The 17,003-nt window shown below is 39.2% G+C and carries 17 protein-coding genes and 1 pseudogene; 3 read left to right on the plus strand and 15 right to left on the minus strand.

Going from position 1 to position 17,003, the window contains the following annotated elements:
- Positions 1 to 42 precede the first annotated feature (42 nt).
- Positions 43 to 624 carry a transposase gene (locus tag ACH8E3_RS11580; RefSeq protein WP_458632800.1) on the plus strand — a complete coding sequence of 194 codons (582 nt, stop codon included), beginning with the start codon at positions 43 to 45 and terminating at the stop codon, positions 622 to 624.
- Positions 625 to 999: 375 nt separating this feature from the next.
- On the opposite strand, the gene ACH8E3_RS11585 is transcribed toward ACH8E3_RS11580, so the two are convergent.
- From ACH8E3_RS11585 to ACH8E3_RS11595, 3 genes are read right to left on the minus strand one after another with little or no spacing between them, the layout of a single operon-like run.
- Positions 1,000 to 2,895, minus strand: coding sequence for an AAA family ATPase (locus ACH8E3_RS11585; RefSeq protein ID WP_458632801.1), 1,896 nt, complete (start codon positions 2,893 to 2,895; stop codon positions 1,000 to 1,002).
- A complete protein-coding gene (locus ACH8E3_RS11590; RefSeq protein ID WP_458632802.1) occupies positions 2,892 to 3,353 on the minus strand; it encodes a hypothetical protein in 462 nt (153 codons plus the stop codon). Before ACH8E3_RS11590 ends, ACH8E3_RS11585 begins: the two co-directional genes overlap by 4 nt.
- Positions 3,340 to 4,644, minus strand: coding sequence for an SIR2 family protein (locus ACH8E3_RS11595; RefSeq protein ID WP_458632803.1), 1,305 nt, complete (start codon positions 4,642 to 4,644; stop codon positions 3,340 to 3,342). Before ACH8E3_RS11595 ends, ACH8E3_RS11590 begins: the two co-directional genes overlap by 14 nt.
- Before the next feature lie 528 nt (positions 4,645 to 5,172).
- On the opposite strand from ACH8E3_RS11595, the pseudogene ACH8E3_RS11600 reads away from it, so the two are divergent.
- Positions 5,173 to 5,307 (plus strand): annotated as a pseudogene (locus ACH8E3_RS11600) (RICIN domain-containing protein); the annotation flags it as partial.
- Positions 5,308 to 5,384: 77 nt separating this feature from the next.
- Here ACH8E3_RS11600 and ACH8E3_RS11605 read toward each other — a convergent pair.
- The 7 genes from ACH8E3_RS11605 to ACH8E3_RS11635 all read right to left on the minus strand — a co-directional run bounded on the left by ACH8E3_RS11605 (position 5,385) and on the right by ACH8E3_RS11635 (position 10,891).
- Positions 5,385 to 6,407, minus strand: a complete 1,023-nt coding sequence (locus ACH8E3_RS11605) for a retron St85 family RNA-directed DNA polymerase (protein WP_458632804.1) — start codon at positions 6,405 to 6,407, stop codon at positions 5,385 to 5,387.
- A 157-nt stretch (positions 6,408 to 6,564) separates the two neighbouring features.
- On the minus strand, positions 6,565 to 6,897 hold the full coding sequence (locus tag ACH8E3_RS11610; protein WP_458632805.1) for a hypothetical protein: 333 nt from the start codon (positions 6,895 to 6,897) through the stop codon (positions 6,565 to 6,567).
- Positions 6,894 to 8,087: a phosphoribosyltransferase-like protein gene (locus tag ACH8E3_RS11615; protein ID WP_458632806.1), complete on the minus strand. Its 1,194-nt coding sequence runs from the start codon at positions 8,085 to 8,087 to the stop codon at positions 6,894 to 6,896. The genes ACH8E3_RS11610 and ACH8E3_RS11615 overlap by 4 nt, the downstream gene beginning before the upstream one ends.
- A gap of 27 nt (positions 8,088 to 8,114) precedes the next feature.
- The gene (locus ACH8E3_RS11620) at positions 8,115 to 8,357 is read right to left on the minus strand and encodes an AbfB domain-containing protein (RefSeq protein WP_458632807.1); all 243 of its coding nucleotides are present in this window, start codon (positions 8,355 to 8,357) and stop codon (positions 8,115 to 8,117) included.
- Positions 8,358 to 8,365: 8 nt separating this feature from the next.
- A complete protein-coding gene (rlmH, locus tag ACH8E3_RS11625; protein WP_458632808.1) occupies positions 8,366 to 8,845 on the minus strand; it encodes a 23S rRNA (pseudouridine(1915)-N(3))-methyltransferase RlmH in 480 nt (159 codons plus the stop codon).
- A gap of 543 nt (positions 8,846 to 9,388) precedes the next feature.
- A complete protein-coding gene (locus ACH8E3_RS11630) occupies positions 9,389 to 9,556 on the minus strand; it encodes a CxxH/CxxC protein (protein ID WP_458632809.1) in 168 nt (55 codons plus the stop codon).
- 99 nt (positions 9,557 to 9,655) lie between these two features.
- Positions 9,656 to 10,891, minus strand: a complete 1,236-nt coding sequence (locus ACH8E3_RS11635) for a S1C family serine protease (protein WP_458632810.1) — start codon at positions 10,889 to 10,891, stop codon at positions 9,656 to 9,658.
- A 435-nt stretch (positions 10,892 to 11,326) separates the two neighbouring features.
- On the opposite strand from ACH8E3_RS11635, the gene ACH8E3_RS11640 reads away from it, so the two are divergent.
- Positions 11,327 to 11,533, plus strand: coding sequence for a hypothetical protein (locus ACH8E3_RS11640; RefSeq protein WP_458632857.1), 207 nt, complete (start codon positions 11,327 to 11,329; stop codon positions 11,531 to 11,533).
- Here ACH8E3_RS11640 and ACH8E3_RS11645 read toward each other — a convergent pair.
- The 5 genes from ACH8E3_RS11645 to yycF are packed head-to-tail and all read right to left on the minus strand — an operon-like array spanning position 11,502 to position 16,933.
- Positions 11,502 to 12,308 carry an MBL fold metallo-hydrolase gene (locus tag ACH8E3_RS11645; RefSeq protein ID WP_458632811.1) on the minus strand — a complete coding sequence of 269 codons (807 nt, stop codon included), beginning with the start codon at positions 12,306 to 12,308 and terminating at the stop codon, positions 11,502 to 11,504. The genes ACH8E3_RS11640 and ACH8E3_RS11645 overlap by 32 nt on opposite strands.
- Before the next feature lie 9 nt (positions 12,309 to 12,317).
- Positions 12,318 to 13,064: a two-component system regulatory protein YycI gene (gene yycI / locus ACH8E3_RS11650; RefSeq protein WP_458632812.1), complete on the minus strand. Its 747-nt coding sequence runs from the start codon at positions 13,062 to 13,064 to the stop codon at positions 12,318 to 12,320.
- A gap of 28 nt (positions 13,065 to 13,092) precedes the next feature.
- The gene (locus ACH8E3_RS11655) at positions 13,093 to 14,385 is read right to left on the minus strand and encodes a YycH family regulatory protein (RefSeq protein WP_458632813.1); all 1,293 of its coding nucleotides are present in this window, start codon (positions 14,383 to 14,385) and stop codon (positions 13,093 to 13,095) included.
- Complete coding sequence (gene walK / locus ACH8E3_RS11660; protein WP_458632814.1) at positions 14,382 to 16,208, minus strand: cell wall metabolism sensor histidine kinase WalK; 1,827 nt, start codon at positions 16,206 to 16,208, stop codon at positions 14,382 to 14,384. Before walK ends, ACH8E3_RS11655 begins: the two co-directional genes overlap by 4 nt.
- A complete protein-coding gene (gene yycF, locus ACH8E3_RS11665) occupies positions 16,208 to 16,933 on the minus strand; it encodes a response regulator YycF (protein ID WP_458632815.1) in 726 nt (241 codons plus the stop codon). Before yycF ends, walK begins: the two co-directional genes overlap by 1 nt.
- Positions 16,934 to 17,003 lie beyond the last annotated feature (70 nt).

Below are 17,003 nucleotides of genomic sequence, written 5' to 3' on the forward strand. Positions count from 1 at the left end.
TTTTAACTACTGTATATTCTATTGAGAGGTACGACAACTATTGTGACACAGGGGGAACATCCCAGAGTACTAGCTAACAACCGCGTGATCACAGGCTCTAATCAACTGTGGGAAACGGATATTAAGTATGGTTGGGTCACTGGAGAACAACGTTTCTTCTTCATCATGTGTATCTTAGATGTGTTTGATCGCGCCATCATCTCCTACCATATTGGGTTGACTTGTGAGGCCAAACACTTGGTTCAAATCACACAGGAAGCGCTTATGAAGCGGAAGCAGTTTAGCAAGACAGACAAGCCTGTTATACGCTCTGACAATGGTCCACAGTTCATTAGTCATCTATTTGAAGACGCTTGTGCTTCTTACGGGATGATCCATGAACGCATTCCGCCTAAGACACCAAATAAGAATGCACACATTGAATCCTTTCATTCGATTTTAGAATTAGAATGCTACCAGCGCAATGAATTTGATACTTATCCACAGACGTACATGGTTGTGACCAAGTTTATTCAACATAACAATCAAGAGCGGATTCATGGTAGCATCTATGATCTATCACCCTATGAATATATGGATTCGATAGAGAAACAACTATTAATACCGAAGCAAATTAGAGTTTAAATCTCCAAAAACGGATTAAATCAGAGAAATTTGAAGATATTCTAAGCAAGATATTGGTTAAGAGGTACGCTGTCCTGCATAAGGGAGTTTAACCGGTATTTATGGTATAAACTCACTTTATGATGTAAATTTTATTTCACGTTAGACTCAAGCGATTGACACCAAATACTTCGAATCACCTTTAATGCGGTTAACGGTATCACCCGAACGACGAAATTTTTATGCATGGACAACTAACTGGGAAAATACCGATCTTGTCTTCGTTGTTTCACTTAGTACAAGTTACAATTACTTAGGGTCAGTCTAAAGAGTGCGATAAAGACCACCGAAATTGTTTAATCGGTAGTCATTTCACATTATATCTTGCAATCCTCTTTATGCCTTCCTTTTTTCATTCAAATCCATACTGATAAATCCTTTTAGGTCATTTCTATAGAACTCATATTTTACGTAGTCAGATGCTATCTCCGGCGGAGTATTATCTACAATAATTATTTGAATATTATCTTGTAGTTCAATAAGGAAACTATAAATTGCTCTATAGCTTTGAGGATCTAACCTTTCATCATCCGCAACATTCGAATTGATTCCCAAGTACTTACTTACAGTATCGAACATAAGTAATCCAGGATGATTTAATTCAGGCTGGTCAATTTTAAGCTTCAATATTGCTCCAAGATAAGCAATTTGAATACACATTACCAAACCACCACTCTCATGATCAAAAACACTTGCATCATGATAGTATGGCATATAAGTATCGGGATGAATGTAATCTACTAAATGGTTTGTTGAGAAGTTGAAGCTCTCTAACAAAACTCTATATTCCTTATTTAAAAAAGTTAGAATATCCTCCTCAACATTCTCCTCGACACGTAAGCCTTGTTCCTGACCTCTCAATCGTTCTAACATCTTCAATGCAGAACTAATTGTTATATTTTTTTCTTCAATCTTTTTGTGAACACGTACAAGTTCTTTTATTAAGTTTTCATTGTTTTGAAAAGAAGATATGAAACTATTAAGAACTTCTATTTCAGCGAGAAATGGAGTTTCGATATTCTCTGAAAACTTTCTAAAAGCGATATCATAGATATCCTTTCTCCCTTTTACTTGTTCAATATAAGCATTAGCCTCATTTAAAGTAGATTCATTCTGCAGAATAGAGGCTGTTAAAGTAGATATCTTTTTATTTAATTGAATAATTGCTTGATTTATAGTTTCTTGACTCTCTACGGGGAGATTCATTTTAATCATTGAATCGCATAATGGGCAATGATGTTCGTGGTTCTCGTATTTGTAATGGAAGAAGGCTTCCTTTGTTGCAATCAGTTCATCTAATTCTTTATTATAATCATCTAAGAGATTCTTCTTGCTACCTAGTGAAAATTGAATACTTCTACTTAATTCCTCCATATTCGCGAGCTCTCTTGCTTGATTAATAACTTCTAGCTTAACTTCGTTATACAATTTATTATTTTCACTTTTTTTATTATTTATTTGTTGTAATAATCGCTCCTTCTCTAACTTTTTCTCTTTTATCTTATTTTCCAACTCATTTAACTTACTATGCAAAAGTAACTGATCTTCCGCATCACGTTCCTTAAGATATAGATTTAAACTTTCTATTTCTCTCTCCAACAACTTAATTTTATTTTCATTATCGACAATCTGTTGAATTAGAGCATCCAAATCGGGATTAATTAACTTATGAAGCAATTGGAAAGTAGGTTTGTTTTTGGGTCTGACAAAATGATTTTCATTATTCAAAAAATTCTTGGTTCCTAACTCGTGCTGATTTATATATACAAATCTAAGTATGTCTCTAAATGAGATTGACTCCGTTGTTTTTGTAGTCTCATGAGCCTTATTCTTAATTCTCTTAAACTCCGGTATTTCTAGTACATCAAGAATAAATCTTGATAAATCCTGATAATCAATAGTTTTCGGAATAAACGAAGATAACTCCTCTGCGTCAGTATAGTAAACATGAATTTTTGTTGTGTTTTGTTTTAGTTCTCGTTTAAATGTAAACGTCCTACCCATGATTACTAATTCTAAAAACACATCATCACAAAATTGGCCTAATTCTTTTTGAACTTTTAAATTAATTTTCTCTTTATCGCCGAGGCAATAATCAATCAACTTTAAAATTAGTGATTTCCCACTATAACTATCTCCTGATATAATATTAAGCCCCGAATCAAAAGGAAACGTTCTTTTGTAATAGTCTCCTTCAACAATCAACTTGTTGATTCTTATGAATTGGTTCATTTTTTTACTCCCATAATCATTTTTTCTGCTTCAACTGAATATTTAGTTGACTTGATAACCTCAATTTTTGCTTGCAGTTCCTTGTAATATGAACTTTCTAACTGTGATAAGATCTCTTTTCCTTCAGATGTAATATAACATTTAAAGTTATCACTTTTATCACTCTCAATAGTAATAAAGCCCTGCGAATATAAGTTTAGTAGTATATCTTTTATCAACCTTTGGACATCAAAGTATATATTCTCGCTATCTGATAAATCGTATACCTTAAGATTTTTATTGAGCAATAAAGTTTCATTACCCGACACAGTAAGACTATAATAAAACAATAAATGCCTGATACTTAATCCTGACCTTTTACTGAAGGAATTGATAATGAAAAGTACATTCATCATTTCTAAATAAGGATTATTAAATAGCAGCCTTAGAGAAGCCGGCAGGTTACTATTGTTCCGCATAATACTCCTCCTTACTTATTCTATTGTTGCCCCACCAAATATCCTTCTCCCAATCATTTGCTAACACGTGTATTAATCCCTTGTTCTCAAAATCATATGGAAGACATCCTTCAATTACCTTAGTTAATCGTCCGTATTCAAGACAACCAAATTGACTATGAACTTCATCAATAAACATTTGACTGTCAAAATGACTTCCATAGCTATGCTTCTTAATATCTGCATATCTCATAGCACATACTGTTAAAATAGTTCCAATAACTCTTTCATCGAACCGCTTTTTTCTTAGTTTCCTTATATATTTATCAGCAAAAAAGAAGAAATCTTTACTTTGTTCAAAGGTCTCACCGTCAATTTTTTCTAACTGTATTTTTTTGCTAAACAAATTGCTGTTTAAATCTTTTTTTGTTTCTGCATCGGGAGATTCTACAAACAGTTCATCTTCTTCCATCGATGATGACGGGGGTATTTCTGATTCCGCAATTTCATTTAGTATTCTACGTATCTCCTTTACGTGGCTGGAATTAGTTGAGTCATACGGAATCACTTCCAGTCTATACTTGCTCTTTAAGTCAGTAATCATTTCTGCAGTTGGTCGATCCAATAAAATGTAATGCCGCGCTTGAAATGTTTCGTTGTAATCTTGCATTAGTTGTCTAATATATTCATCATCAAAAGAAAACCCTATAAATAACAAAACGCAACTGCCCGAAAGTAGTGAGAAAAGTCTCTTATATTTATCTTGAGAATAGACTTCCTTATACTTAGTTCTTGTAAGTACAAGCGATCTCGTATCAGCTATATTTCCATGAAGATGCCATATTCGTTTTGGAGATGGATCTAAAACTAGCTCATGGGAACTAACGGAAGATTGGCTTAAGATTTGTGGGTATAGCCGTTCTCCTTGTAAATACTCAAATAGCCATTGATCATAGTTTGTAGTTAGTATGCGTTGGAAATCTAATTTTCCTATATCAGAATAATTATGCTCATCTTCGTTCTGACACCTAACTTGCTTCGCTTGTATTAAACGAATGATCTCTTCTTGGATCTGTCGTTCATCGTATCCACCATATTTAATTAAACAATCCACTGCATCCCAATAATTTTTGTGTTCAAGTTCAAATTGTATTACTGGTTGGAATTGAGGTAGTACATTAGATGATAATTCAGTAATTAAATCTGCCCAGCTTGGAATTTTGAAAGGAACAGATAATCCTGCACCGATGAACGGTACCAAACGTCCTAAAGAATAAACTTTTCTAAGTTGTGCTATGTTATGACTAACCATTCGAACCCTCCTCGTACACCTATACAAAAAAAACTAGTTCAATTTAACTAAATAATATTACTATTCGACTAAATTCCTTATATCCCTTCAATTATGGAAGACATATCCTTTATGCAGCTTATTTAAGGTTGGTCCTAGACTTGTCTTCAATAAAAATCAAAACTAATTTTATTGCCCCTTATGCTGAACAAACAAATAAAGGGCTTTCTCTTTGTTCGAGAAAACCCTAGCCTAATTGAAAAATTTGTTCATTAACTAGCAGTATGTATGCCCCTCAAGGCTTCACATAAAAATACTCGCCTCACTTATGTTACGGTTAACCGTAACATAAGTGAGGCGAAAGACAATAACAAAATAATGGTCACAACATAATTGCGATACAGTCGACGAAGTGTGACCATGCAATTCCATTACAAACTGATCCAGCGGCATATACTCGACTTGCACATTATTTTAACGGACCACTTTCGCATATCCGGATTCGATCGGCTCCATTATGCTTAGGACGACGTAAATGGCGGAGCGACATATGTCGAAATTCGTAACGCGGCAACTAACTTGTATATGGACGGTATGAGCAGAACGACGAACTGCAGCGATGTCAGACAATACGCTAGCGAAAGCAGCACCAATCAGCAATGGGTACTCGTAGGTGTTAACTAATCCTGCCTTTAGCGGTGCATACAAAAGAGAGCCGAAAAGGTTGATCCCTGCCCGGCTCTTAGTAACTGCTAATAAACTTAATAATCCCAAGGAATTTCATTTAGATCAGATACGTATTTCTCGCCCTTACGACTATCGATCATCTTTATAAACATCGCCAATCCATATAAGTGCTCTTTAAATCCTGAGAGTTTGTTTTTCTTCGTTCTCTTTAAATGCTCGTATACGCCGAACTTATTACAGTAATAAATTTGTTGTCTTAACTTTCTCTCGACTTCTTTGGGTACCCGGGCTTTGTTGTTAACGACTAAGCCGGTAACCATTTGACGTTCCTGCTGTTTTTGGACTCTAACTTTCTTGTAGTTAATCTCGAAGCCCTCGCTGTCCAAAATTTTCCTAATCAGCGGTAGCCGAGGGACGATATTAGAACTTCTTCCGGATAATGTAATGTCATCCGCGTATCTAGAATAGTTAGCATCGTACTTTGAAACGAGCGAGGATAATCTCTTGTCAAGCCGGAGGCATACGATATTGGACAAGTACGGACTCGTCGGCGCACCTTGGGGAAGAAAACTATGAACGGTGCATAACCTCGCAAGATAATAAGAAACTTCGCTCGTATAACCGTGATAATAAAACACTCGATATATGGCTTCGAAGCGAATGGACGGGAAAAAATTTCGGATATCGAGATTCATCACGCACGCTTTGTTTTCATGAAGCCGCGCGTTTTCAAGAATGGACTTCTCTTTCACGAATCCCGTGCAATGTGGCGATACCTTGATGTTGTACAAGATTTCATCCAAAATCCATCTTTGAATTTCTTTTAATTTCGGCGAAGGTATGTATAACTCACGGGTTTCACCACTTTTCTTCGGAATATTCTTGATTGTATATTCATTTTCAATACTTTTCACAAGCACTGTGATTTCTTTCACTTCCATGCCGAACAACATGGACAAATGAATTTTATCGAAGATGACCGGCAATCGATTTGCGATCAATCTTTCCGAATAGTCTAAGCAGAGTCTAATATACGCATCATCGAATCCATTATCACATAGCTCTTGTTTAAGCTCGTCTAAATAATTACTCTCCATATTAATTTGTCCTCTGAAAAATTAGTTGCCGAGATATTTCCACAAAGAGTTCAGCTGTTATTGAAATCATTGCTCGCTTTTCTAGGATCACAAGATTGTGACTTTGATATCAGATGGCGACTCGCCATCCCTGTAGGTTCTGGAAATACCTCGGCTATTATCTATAACCCTTGAACTTCATATTAAAATTCGAAGGGATATACACCAACTTGGAAGGATGAGTAATATTTAGCAGTACAGTCCTTTCGTTGTATAACGAATAAATGTCCGCATTCGACAGACCGACTGTATCCAAATACGCCATCCCCTGTTCCGATAATCTAGGGAACTGATTATCAGTATACTCAAGAAAACCATTGTGAACAAGAGCCTGAATTATATCCAACACCTGCTCGTACGTCATGCCTAAAATATGGACAAGCTCCGTCAAAAAAAATTGTTCACGTACAGTATTCGTATAAATGAGAATAAGCTCGTCCTTCAATTTCATGGATTAAAGTACCTCACCCTTTCGAGCGCTACGTTTTTGGCTGCATTTTTCTTCTCTTTATTATTTGGCTTCAGATGCTTCTTACGCGGGAATATTCCTCTCCATTGGCTGCTCTCATGCCAGAATGAGCTCAACGTATTGTTCGGCGTATTATGATAAAAAGCCATCAATGCTTCAGATTCCTCGTAGCCTAAAGGATACTTAGATCGAATAAAACCACTCTCGAATGTTCTAATTTTCTCTTTATTAATACCACAACAAGTTGCATCGTACACATATTCGGCTTTGAATGCCTTACGATGATCGTTGTTCTTAATCAAGCAAAAATTTATGCTATGGCTCCGAAGGAACGCATCGATTCGTAATACCCCTTCCTCGCATGCTTCAAGTACGATTAAATAGATCGTGATTTCATTTAGTTTTATAAACTGGTTATCTGGAAAAGAGACTACGAATTTCTTCAGAAACTTCTCCATCGTTTCCCCGGTCCCAATCATATCGTCTATAAAAATATAATTCGATACTTGCGTCAAATGAAACTTTTCTAAGATTTGGTCGACTCGAGCATTAAACGATTGCTCTTGCTTCTTCAGTTCATCAATTTTTTTATTGATCGATTTCTGAGCAGAAAGATCTGAGGTATTTGTTTGTTGAGAGATTAAATTATCTTTCTGACGCTTAACTTTATCTAAAGCCATGATTTTTTTTTCAAACTCAGGCAATTGCCGCTTTTGTTTCTCAAAGAAGGTAAAAACATCGCTTAAACAAACGCTCTTGCTTAACTTCATCGTGAAATTACTGTAATAAATCTCGTGAGAGCTCGTTTTTCGATTGTCCTTAGTCACCGGAAAAAACCGAGAGTCTAAAAACAGTTGCCCTTCCGAACTAAATTGGCTCAAAAGATCGTCTCTATATAATCTATCAAATTGCTTAGTCACTTGATTAGAATCGTAATAGACAAAATGCTGAAGAAGCTCTAACAAGAGGTCTACTATTTCATCCGATTGAACGGGCTCGATCCAAGCCCGGGTTTTATTCTCTATGTTCTGCCGTTCTTGTGGACACCCTATTTCCCATTTATCGCAAACACTATCTCTGATTTGAGGGATATGATTCATTACCGCACTCTTGGGCATAGTAACACGCTTCTCTCTATCCATAAAGACTCTTGTTGTATTATCATTCAACAAAATACGATAATTCCCCTTTATTTTCGCTCAAAAAAAGAGCAGACCAACCGATTTCAATCGGCTAGTCTGCTTCCCATTAACTTTGATTTTGCTTGAACGTCGCATTCTGTTATTCCATTGTTTAGAAATCGGATCGATTCGCAGCTCGTAATTATAATAACTAATATAGCGCGTCAGGTAATTGTATGACTGGATCGAAACTTGCTCGTATCGGTCAAGCCCGGAACGTTGGCGAGCCTTTTGTACAGCTGTAGCTGATTCTACTCTCAAATTTCGCCCTATTTATGATACGGTTCCCCCCGATTAATCTTCACCGCGCGATACACTTGCTCGGTCAACACCAGCCGCATCAGCTGATGCGGCAGCGTCATGCGCCCGAAGCTAAGCTTCTGCTGGGCGCGACGCAACACTGCATCGGAGAGCCCGTGGCTTCCTCCGATGACGAATACGACATGGCTCGTACCGTAGGTACCGAGCTTGTCGATCTCAGCGGCCAGCTCTTCCGAGCTCCATAGCTGGCCGCCGATCGCGAGCGCAACGACATGCGCCTCGCTCTTAATATGGGCGAGGATACGTTCGCCCTCGCGTTCTTTCACAATGGACACCTCTGCTTCGCTTAAGGTGTCCGGTGCCTTCTCATCCGCGACCTCCACCATCTGGAACTTGATGTAGGGTGTAAGTCGCTTCGCATACTCTTGGATGCCTAAGACCAAATACTTCTCTTTTAATTTGCCAACGCCAATAATCTGAATAAACATCTTAATCCCTCTTTCCACTTGTATGTATAATGCCATAACTCCACCTAACGCTTATCTCACTTTGGCATCTATTTCTCTCTATCGCATCTTTATGTATTAAACAACTGTACTTGCCTACCTATGTAATAAAGAGTAGCCAACCCTAGTTGCAAATTTGTCCCCTAGATCCACCATTATTCCGCTCTAGCTCATTTTAGATGTTCAAATGACACTTAATTTCTCAAAAGTCCCCATTCTCCATGATTCGCAAGCTTCTAACTGTCATCTATGCACTTATTCCTTACTATCCAACTCTTTCTACTAATTTAAGTGTTGTTTAAGCACTACCTCGTTCCCACGGCTCTTTCATCATTCGGCTTACTAATCTCTTTCATTATTCATTTCACTACTTTCTTTCACCATTCAGCTTCCTTATGCCTTATGCCTTATGCCTTATGCCTTCCTTCATCATCCTTCTTCTCTCACCCATAGGGATTGGTCCTGGACTATTCCAAAGGTCACCCCTACAAACACAAAAAGGGCGCCACATTCACGCCCTTCCACTCACACCACCAAATATTGTGCAGCTTGCTCACATTCAATACATTTCACTGGCGGATCCCAGTCGGAGAATTCAGTCTCCTTCAAATCAACGATATCAGGTGCATCTTCAAATTCGTCAACGAATTTGTCAATCGCCATTTCTACATGTTCTTTGCATACCACGTACATGAATGAAAGCATCCTTTCTGTCTTACACTCTGCTGATGTTTCATCTATTATAACCTGAATGGGGTGAAAAAAACATCATTAATAGTCCAAGACTACCGGCTACTCCACTGGCTTATCGCTAAGCGTTAACTTCACAACTTTCAGTATACCATCACGATAAAAGGTAACTTCCAGCACATCGCCAATCTTCCGCTCATCATACAAGTATTTACGCAACTTCAAGGTAGAGCTGATAGACACATTGTCTAGCTTTGTGATGACATCATTGAGCTTTAGCCCCGCATTTAGAGCAGGTCCTACCGCATCAAGTACCAACACGCCTTCCTTCACGTCAGTCGGTAACTTTAAGTTCTTGCGTTCTTCTGCATCCAGTGGCGTAAATGAATTATTCAGATCTACCGTATATACGCCAATGTATGGACGTGTGATCGTGCCTGTCAACATTAATTCATCAACGATACGCATCACGTAATTACTTGGGATAGCGAACCCAAGCCCTTCTACGCCTGTATCCGATATCTTCATCGTATTGATCCCAATGACTTGCCCACTTAGATTAACGAGAGCTCCACCACTATTACCTTCATTAATCGCGGCATCTGTCTGAATCACTTCCTGCTCCCAATCGTATACGCCATCTTTATTCATAGACACTGGAATAACCCGCTTCGCATTACTCACAATACCCGATGTCGTTGTGTCGCCTAATCCAAGCGGATTACCAATAGCAATGACGGTCTCTCCTAGACGTAAGCTCCCCGAATCACCCATCTCGGCGATCGTATGAACATTCTTGCCATCAATAGAAAGAACAGCAATATCATTTACGACGTCCGTACCAACGACTTTAGCTGGAACCACTTCTCCATCTGTCATCATCACTTCGAGTTCATCTGCTTCAGAGATCACATGATTATTCGTAATAATGTACGCTAGGTCATTCTCCTTCTTGAATATGACCCCTGATCCAAGGCCAGACTCATCCAAGTCTGGTACATCCTTCTTTAAGTCCTTAAAATTTGAAATACTAACAACAGCTGGACGTACATTAGCTGCCGCTTGAATTAATCTCTCAAACGGATCCAATTCCTTCGTAATTGGCGATGTGCTAACCGCCGTTGCTTCAGGGATATCCAAGGGGGCTTCCGTTATCCAACTGAACAGAATAACAGCGACTACGGCACTAATGACCGAACTAATCGCAGAAATCTGTAATGTAGACATCCCCTTACGAGGAGCTTTAGACCACCCTCCAGAATGGGGTTTTACTGTGGTATGCTCTTTGCTCTGTCTTCGTACTTTGGTTGAATAGAATTCATCTCTGAACAACCCCATAGTAAATACCCTCCCTCTGTTCATTCCTGTATGAATAAGATCAAAATGACTTCATCAGCCATATGGTACGTTTCGATCCATGTCATGCTCAACCAATATCTTTCTTCATAGTATATAACACCTTGAACACCATAAAAGTTGCATTATATTTTAACTTTAATTTATATATCACCAAATTACGTCATTATGAATAGGTATTCGATATACAATGGGTCACAATATGGAAGTCTATTGAAATTGGAATAAATATGAGATGTCCGGACTATACTAATCATATGCTACTCTTTCTAGATTCATATCTTCATAGAGCCTTTTAGGCTGTGTTCGTAGTGTTCATTGTAACATATATAACGTGCTAGCATCATCTTTTCATATTGGACATTACTAGGAGGAGTTGGGTTGATTATGCACTTAAAAAAAAGGAGTGATACACAGATGACACATCACAATATTTCATTGGATATCATGCACGTGATGGCCTCATTAGGAGATATGAAAGATGATCATTATCGTAATACCCTTGCCATTAGCACGATCATCGAGTTGCTTGTAGACAAGGGATTGGTTACCCGTGAGGAATTGGCTATAAAAGCCGAGGAATTAGATCAATTTATCGCTTGCTCACCTTATCCCATGGAGTAGGTCGATCATAGTAGGTATCGCATAATTGAAACTCAGACTCTTTGAAAAAACATCCGCGTTCTTCCATTACATCACGCACAGTCATTTTGGCTAAATCCATCATATTGTGATCGCGACTCAGATGCGCTAGATACGCTCGTTTGGTATTGCCCGTAAGAATTTCGCTCATGGCTTCTCCAGACGACTCATTAGAGAGATGCCCTTTGTCGCCGAGAATACGACGTTTCGTATTCCATGGATAACGACCCATTCGTAACAACTCGATATCATGATTCGCTTCTAACACCAATACATCGGCGTTAGAAATAGCATGCTTCACTTTATCACTCACATAACCTAAATCCGTCGCTACGCTTAGCTTCTCATCGCCATCATAGAAATTATAAGCTACGGGTTGCGCTGCATCATGCGAAATACCGAAGGACTCCACTCTTAGTGTTCCGAAGTCTTTGACTTGCCCAGTATCCATAACCAGCCGATTCTCTTCAGCAATCGTGCCAATGGATTTATTCATCGCTTCCCACGTCTTCTCATTCGCGTAGATGGGAAGATTATATTTACGAGCCATCGGGCCTAACCCTTTAATATGATCCGAATGTTCATGTGTAACCAGAATGCCATCAATTTGATCCCCGGTTAACTCACGTTCTTTCAATAACTCATCTAGTCTTCGTGCGCTAAATCCTGCATCGATCAACAGAGTTGCGTCGCCGTTTGTGACTACTGTTGCATTTCCAGTAGAGCCACTCGATAGCACTGTAAAAGATATTCCCATACCATTTCTCTACTCCTTTACTTTCTCTGTCTTGGAGCTAATAACATCCCCACTAATACCTTGTACATAATACACTTCAGTCTCAAGGGTAAAACGCCAAGCTGGCGCTGCCACCTGATTCTCCGAGTTGAACATCTCACCATAATAACCTAATTGGATGTCCTTCACTACGGAATTAGGTGCAATATATTTATTAATTAATGTAGCTAAAGCGTCTACTGCTGTTAGTACCTTATGTTGTTCTTCTTCATTAGATGTAGCCATTTCAATAGGCGATTGCTGATAAGAGATGATCTTTCGATCCGTGTATAATAATTTTAACTTTAATTGATCATTAAATAGTGGCCACTTCTCATCCACTAATGGATGGAATACAAATTCCCCGCTTTCACTCTCCATGGAGTCATAACGATACGACTTAAAATTAGGGATCTGATTGTCCAAGGCTTTTACTAGCTCATTCCCCATGAAGACTAGCTTGCTATCAACAGGCTTCTCTAACTTGACAATATCCATGTTCTGTTCATCAATATAGTGATAATTAATCTTAGGAAGTACTGGGGTATGCGATGGGATCAGACATAGTAACTGAATATTCTTCTGTTGCATGATTCTCTGGGTATTTACATCCAGTGATGTGTAATCCACATTGGTGCTAGCTTGCTCCCTGACATCACTCCATAATTGATAACCCAACACAAGATTTAGCAACAAAAAGGCATAAATCAATACATTTTTAGCTCGTCCCCAATCCATCCTTTAACCTCCTTATCTACTGTCATTACTAAGGTTGCATATGCTCATTGAGTACCACTACCTTACCAGATTTAAGTCCCACAGCCCATGTAGGTGTAAGCTTTAAACCCTCTTCACTACGTGAAGGTATATAAGCAGGATATAAATCCATGACAGCCTTTTGATTAGGAATGGCCTTCAGTTGCTCCCTCAGTTCATCCCCTACAGGCAACATCTTTATCTCTCTTTTCGTATCCTCAGATCGTACATATATTAGAGATCTTTCATACGTTGATACGGTTCCTTGATTCAAGTTAACATGGATGGTTCCATATTTGAATTGTGGTGTTTGGAGAATGGGATACACACCATAATATTGTTGGAATACCACTTCGTTACGGTTAATCCCGCCACCTACAAGGCTTAAACGGTAATCGCCATTCCAGCCTCCATGTTGGTTCACGAAGTCCACAGCAGCTAACACTTCCGTATCCATATCGATTTGACCATCTGGTAGTGCTGCAGGGTCTGTATACCGCATCCATTTTTGCTCTTGCCTCACCTGAAGGCTTCGCTTACTATCCGTATAGATCTCTGAACCATCCTTTTCGCGAATATAACGGGTAATGCTAGGATCGAAGAATAGGTTGCGTTGCATTTGTTCTGTTGTGTACGCATCTACATTCAGTGTCACTTCTACCATTTCCATCTTGGTCTCCGGAATGTAGTACTGACCATTATGTGATGTATATGGCGTCCATGTCAGACCGAAGTCCACATGTTGCTGAACATCCTGAACGGTGAGGTCAACTTTACCCGCTTCATACACAACATCACCTTCCGTACTGAAGAACAATGCATGTGCCTTAGACTCATTATTAACATTGTAAATTAATATCCGATCAATTTGCTCCGCCTGGAATAGAGCATCTGGATGAATCTGCATAACACGCTGTAATAATGTTACCGGAACGCCAGCCCCAAACGTCAATTCAATCCCAGCATTCTGATTTCTAAGTTCTGTAACATTCAAATCTTGAATCGTTCGCCGTTGGAAGTTATCAAATATCCTACCCTCCAGACGAGAGTATATCAAATTATAAAATGTCGAGTTCGGATAGAATAGCGTATGTTTATTGTCACCCATATGAATGATCATTTTATCAGGGAAGATTAGTCGCTCTACGTTCGATTCAGGTCCCATATTCTCAGCCTTAAGATACTGCGTTGCAGACTTAATAACGGAGTCTCCTCCTGGAAGACGATACATGAGATAGTAGCTCTCGATTAGGCTCCCCACAACCAATAAGACCAATAAGATTGATTTCAGCCTTTCCTTCATTTCACCACACCCCTGTCTCCTACTATAGGGAGCGTGAAGGTAACCTTCGTCCCATGCCCGAATTCAGATTGCAGTGCCATTACTCCTCCATGCGCGCTAACAATTTCCCGGGCAATGGATAGCCCAAGTCCCGTCCCACCCATATTCCGTGATCGTGCTTTATCTACGCGATAGAACCGATCAAATATACGATCTAAATCTTTCTTAGGGATACCAATACCGGTATCTTGTACTGAAATGGCGAGTTGCCCATCATCCGTCAACATGGCTTCTATTGTTACAATACCACCCTCTGGTGTGTATTTTAGAGAGTTCGACACGAGATTATCTAATACTTGGTCAATTTGATCACGGTCAAACAAGATATTATCAATACCCTTTTGCACCGTGATTTTAGATGTAATATGTTTTTGTTGCATTTGAAAAGAAAATCGATCAGTCACTTCCTCTAACATTTCAAGCACATCTGTTGGCTGTTTGCGTAATGAGGACTCGTTGTTATCAAGTCTGGATAAGTGGAGTAGGTCCGTTACCAATCGAATCATTCGTTCGGTCTCATTCTGAATCACACCCACAAATCGCCCTGCTAATTGCACATCTTCTAACGCACCATCATCTAAAGCTTCCGTATAGCTCTTAATGGTCGTAAGTGGTGTTCTTAATTCATGAGATACATTCGCCACGAACTCTCTGCGAGAGGCCTCCAATTGTTCTTGCTCTGTGACATCTTGTAATACAGCAATGGTACCTGCTCTGCCGAATTCACGTCGGTGAATCGGAGTAAAAGTCACTCGTACCTTGTAAGAACTAGCTGCATCCTCTGAACTCATATCGAGTAATGTCGTTCGAATAGATCCTTCTTCGAAGGATCTCGTCTGCTCCGAATCTAGTCCTAGCAGTTGTGTAATATCGCTATTGTCCAGTTCTTCGTCATCCATACTTAACATCGCCGCAGCTCGGCGATTGAGAAGCATGACCTGGCCTCTATCATCTGCTGCAATCACACCGTCACTCATATTCGTTAAAATAGAAGCTAACTTATCCTTCTCCTCTTCATTCTGCAAGAGCGCATCTCTTAATCGACTTGTCATATAATTAAAGGCTTCACTTAATTGTCCGATTTCGTCATTACCTAACACGGGCATCTTCTGATCGAAGCTACCCTCTGCAACCGCTGTAGCATGTCGTGTCATTTGTTTAATCGGTTGGGTAATCGTGTGCGCTAGAATGATACTGAGAATAGCTGTTAAGGACAGTGCAATCAACATACCAGAAATAAAAATATTATTAATTCTTCCAATCGTATCATGCAATTCATTCATAGATGCAACGATATATACGGCTCCTACAATCTTGCTATTATAGATCACTGGCTTCGCAACTACCCGTTTACGTTCATTATCCTCATCAATGACATATTCCTCATTATCACTAATGCCTTGGAGCGCTCGGCTAACAACCGTCTGCGTGTTTTTACGTCCTACATAATCTTCATGGGTAGACAGTGAAGTAATCAATACCTTTCCACTGGTATCTAGGACCTGAATCTCTACGCCACTTAGATTAAATAGATTGTTAATAATGACGCCCAGACCTTCAACCGAATTCTTAGCGGCATCGACCTCACCGCCCAATTTCTCTGCGGCCATCACCGATAATAGTTCTGCTTGTTCCTGTAGGTCATTGGTGAAGTTGTTCGTTAGTGAATTCTTCATCGCGCTCACGAAATACACGCCAATCAATTGCATGGCAATGAGAATTAAGAGCATATATACAATGATAAGCTTTGCTTGAACGGTACGAAATATTGAAGCCACCTTCATTACAGACCACCACTCCTAAGGCTTCGCATAACATAGCCAAGTCCCCTGCGTGTCAAAATATATTCTGGTTTACTTGGATTCTCTTCAATCTTCTCACGAAGGCGACGAATGGTTACATCAACTGTACGTACATCACCGAAGTATTCAAAGCCCCATACCGCCTGAAGTAAATGTTCACGCGTCATGACTTTACCTGCATGCTTCACTAAATACACCATAAGTTCATACTCCCGATGTGTAAGATCAAGAGCTTCACCATTCTTAAATACTAAGAACATGTCCGTATCAATAAATAAATCGAAGAAGGCGATACCTTGTTTCTCTTCATCTACGGTTTCCTCAGATGTTTCTGCCATTTTGTTCATCCTACGCATATGTGCTTTAACCCGGGCTAATAGTTCTCTCGTGCTAAATGGCTTGGTCACATAATCATCTGCACCTAGCTCTAATCCTAGCACTTTATCAATTTCCCCATCTTTTGCTGTAAGCATAATGATCGGGAAATATAATTGTGCCGCCCTAATCTCACGGCACACATCCATACCATCTTTCCCTGGAAGCATGAGATCAAGTAGCATTAGATCTGGTTTCTTAGATAGCGCTAATTCTATGGCCGTAATGCCATCGAATGCACATATGACCTCATAACCCTCTTTTTCTAAGTTGAACTTTAATATGTCAGCAATGGGTTGTTCATCATCAACGACTAGAATAGTTCCCTGCATGAATGTATCCCACCTCATAATTCAAGAAATCAGTTATTTGTTCTATACCTATTTTAGCACATCCGTTAGT

The sequence above is a fragment of the Paenibacillus sp. CMAA1364 genome, assembly GCF_054373195.1.

Bases quoted from the DNA above. Each gene is read 5' to 3' on its own strand.
- ACH8E3_RS11585 (WP_458632801.1), bottom strand. From the start codon at position 2,895: ATGAACCAATTCATAAGAATCAACAAGTTGATTGTTGAAGGAGACTAT.
- ACH8E3_RS11590 (WP_458632802.1), bottom strand. From the start codon at position 3,353: ATGCGGAACAATAGTAACCTGCCGGCTTCTCTAAGGCTGCTATTTAAT.
- ACH8E3_RS11595 (WP_458632803.1), bottom strand. From the start codon at position 4,644: ATGGTTAGTCATAACATAGCACAACTTAGAAAAGTTTATTCTTTAGGA.
- ACH8E3_RS11605 (WP_458632804.1), bottom strand. From the start codon at position 6,407: ATGGAGAGTAATTATTTAGACGAGCTTAAACAAGAGCTATGTGATAAT.
- ACH8E3_RS11610 (WP_458632805.1), bottom strand. From the start codon at position 6,897: ATGAAATTGAAGGACGAGCTTATTCTCATTTATACGAATACTGTACGT.
- rlmH (WP_458632808.1), bottom strand. From the start codon at position 8,845: ATGTTTATTCAGATTATTGGCGTTGGCAAATTAAAAGAGAAGTATTTG.
- ACH8E3_RS11630 (WP_458632809.1), bottom strand. From the start codon at position 9,556: ATGTACGTGGTATGCAAAGAACATGTAGAAATGGCGATTGACAAATTC.
- ACH8E3_RS11635 (WP_458632810.1), bottom strand. From the start codon at position 10,891: ATGGGGTTGTTCAGAGATGAATTCTATTCAACCAAAGTACGAAGACAG.
- ACH8E3_RS11640 (WP_458632857.1), top strand. From the start codon at position 11,327: ATGACACATCACAATATTTCATTGGATATCATGCACGTGATGGCCTCA.
- ACH8E3_RS11645 (WP_458632811.1), bottom strand. From the start codon at position 12,308: ATGGGAATATCTTTTACAGTGCTATCGAGTGGCTCTACTGGAAATGCA.
- yycI (WP_458632812.1), bottom strand. From the start codon at position 13,064: ATGGATTGGGGACGAGCTAAAAATGTATTGATTTATGCCTTTTTGTTG.
- ACH8E3_RS11655 (WP_458632813.1), bottom strand. From the start codon at position 14,385: ATGAAGGAAAGGCTGAAATCAATCTTATTGGTCTTATTGGTTGTGGGG.
- walK (WP_458632814.1), bottom strand. From the start codon at position 16,208: ATGAAGGTGGCTTCAATATTTCGTACCGTTCAAGCAAAGCTTATCATT.
- yycF (WP_458632815.1), bottom strand. From the start codon at position 16,933: ATGCAGGGAACTATTCTAGTCGTTGATGATGAACAACCCATTGCTGAC.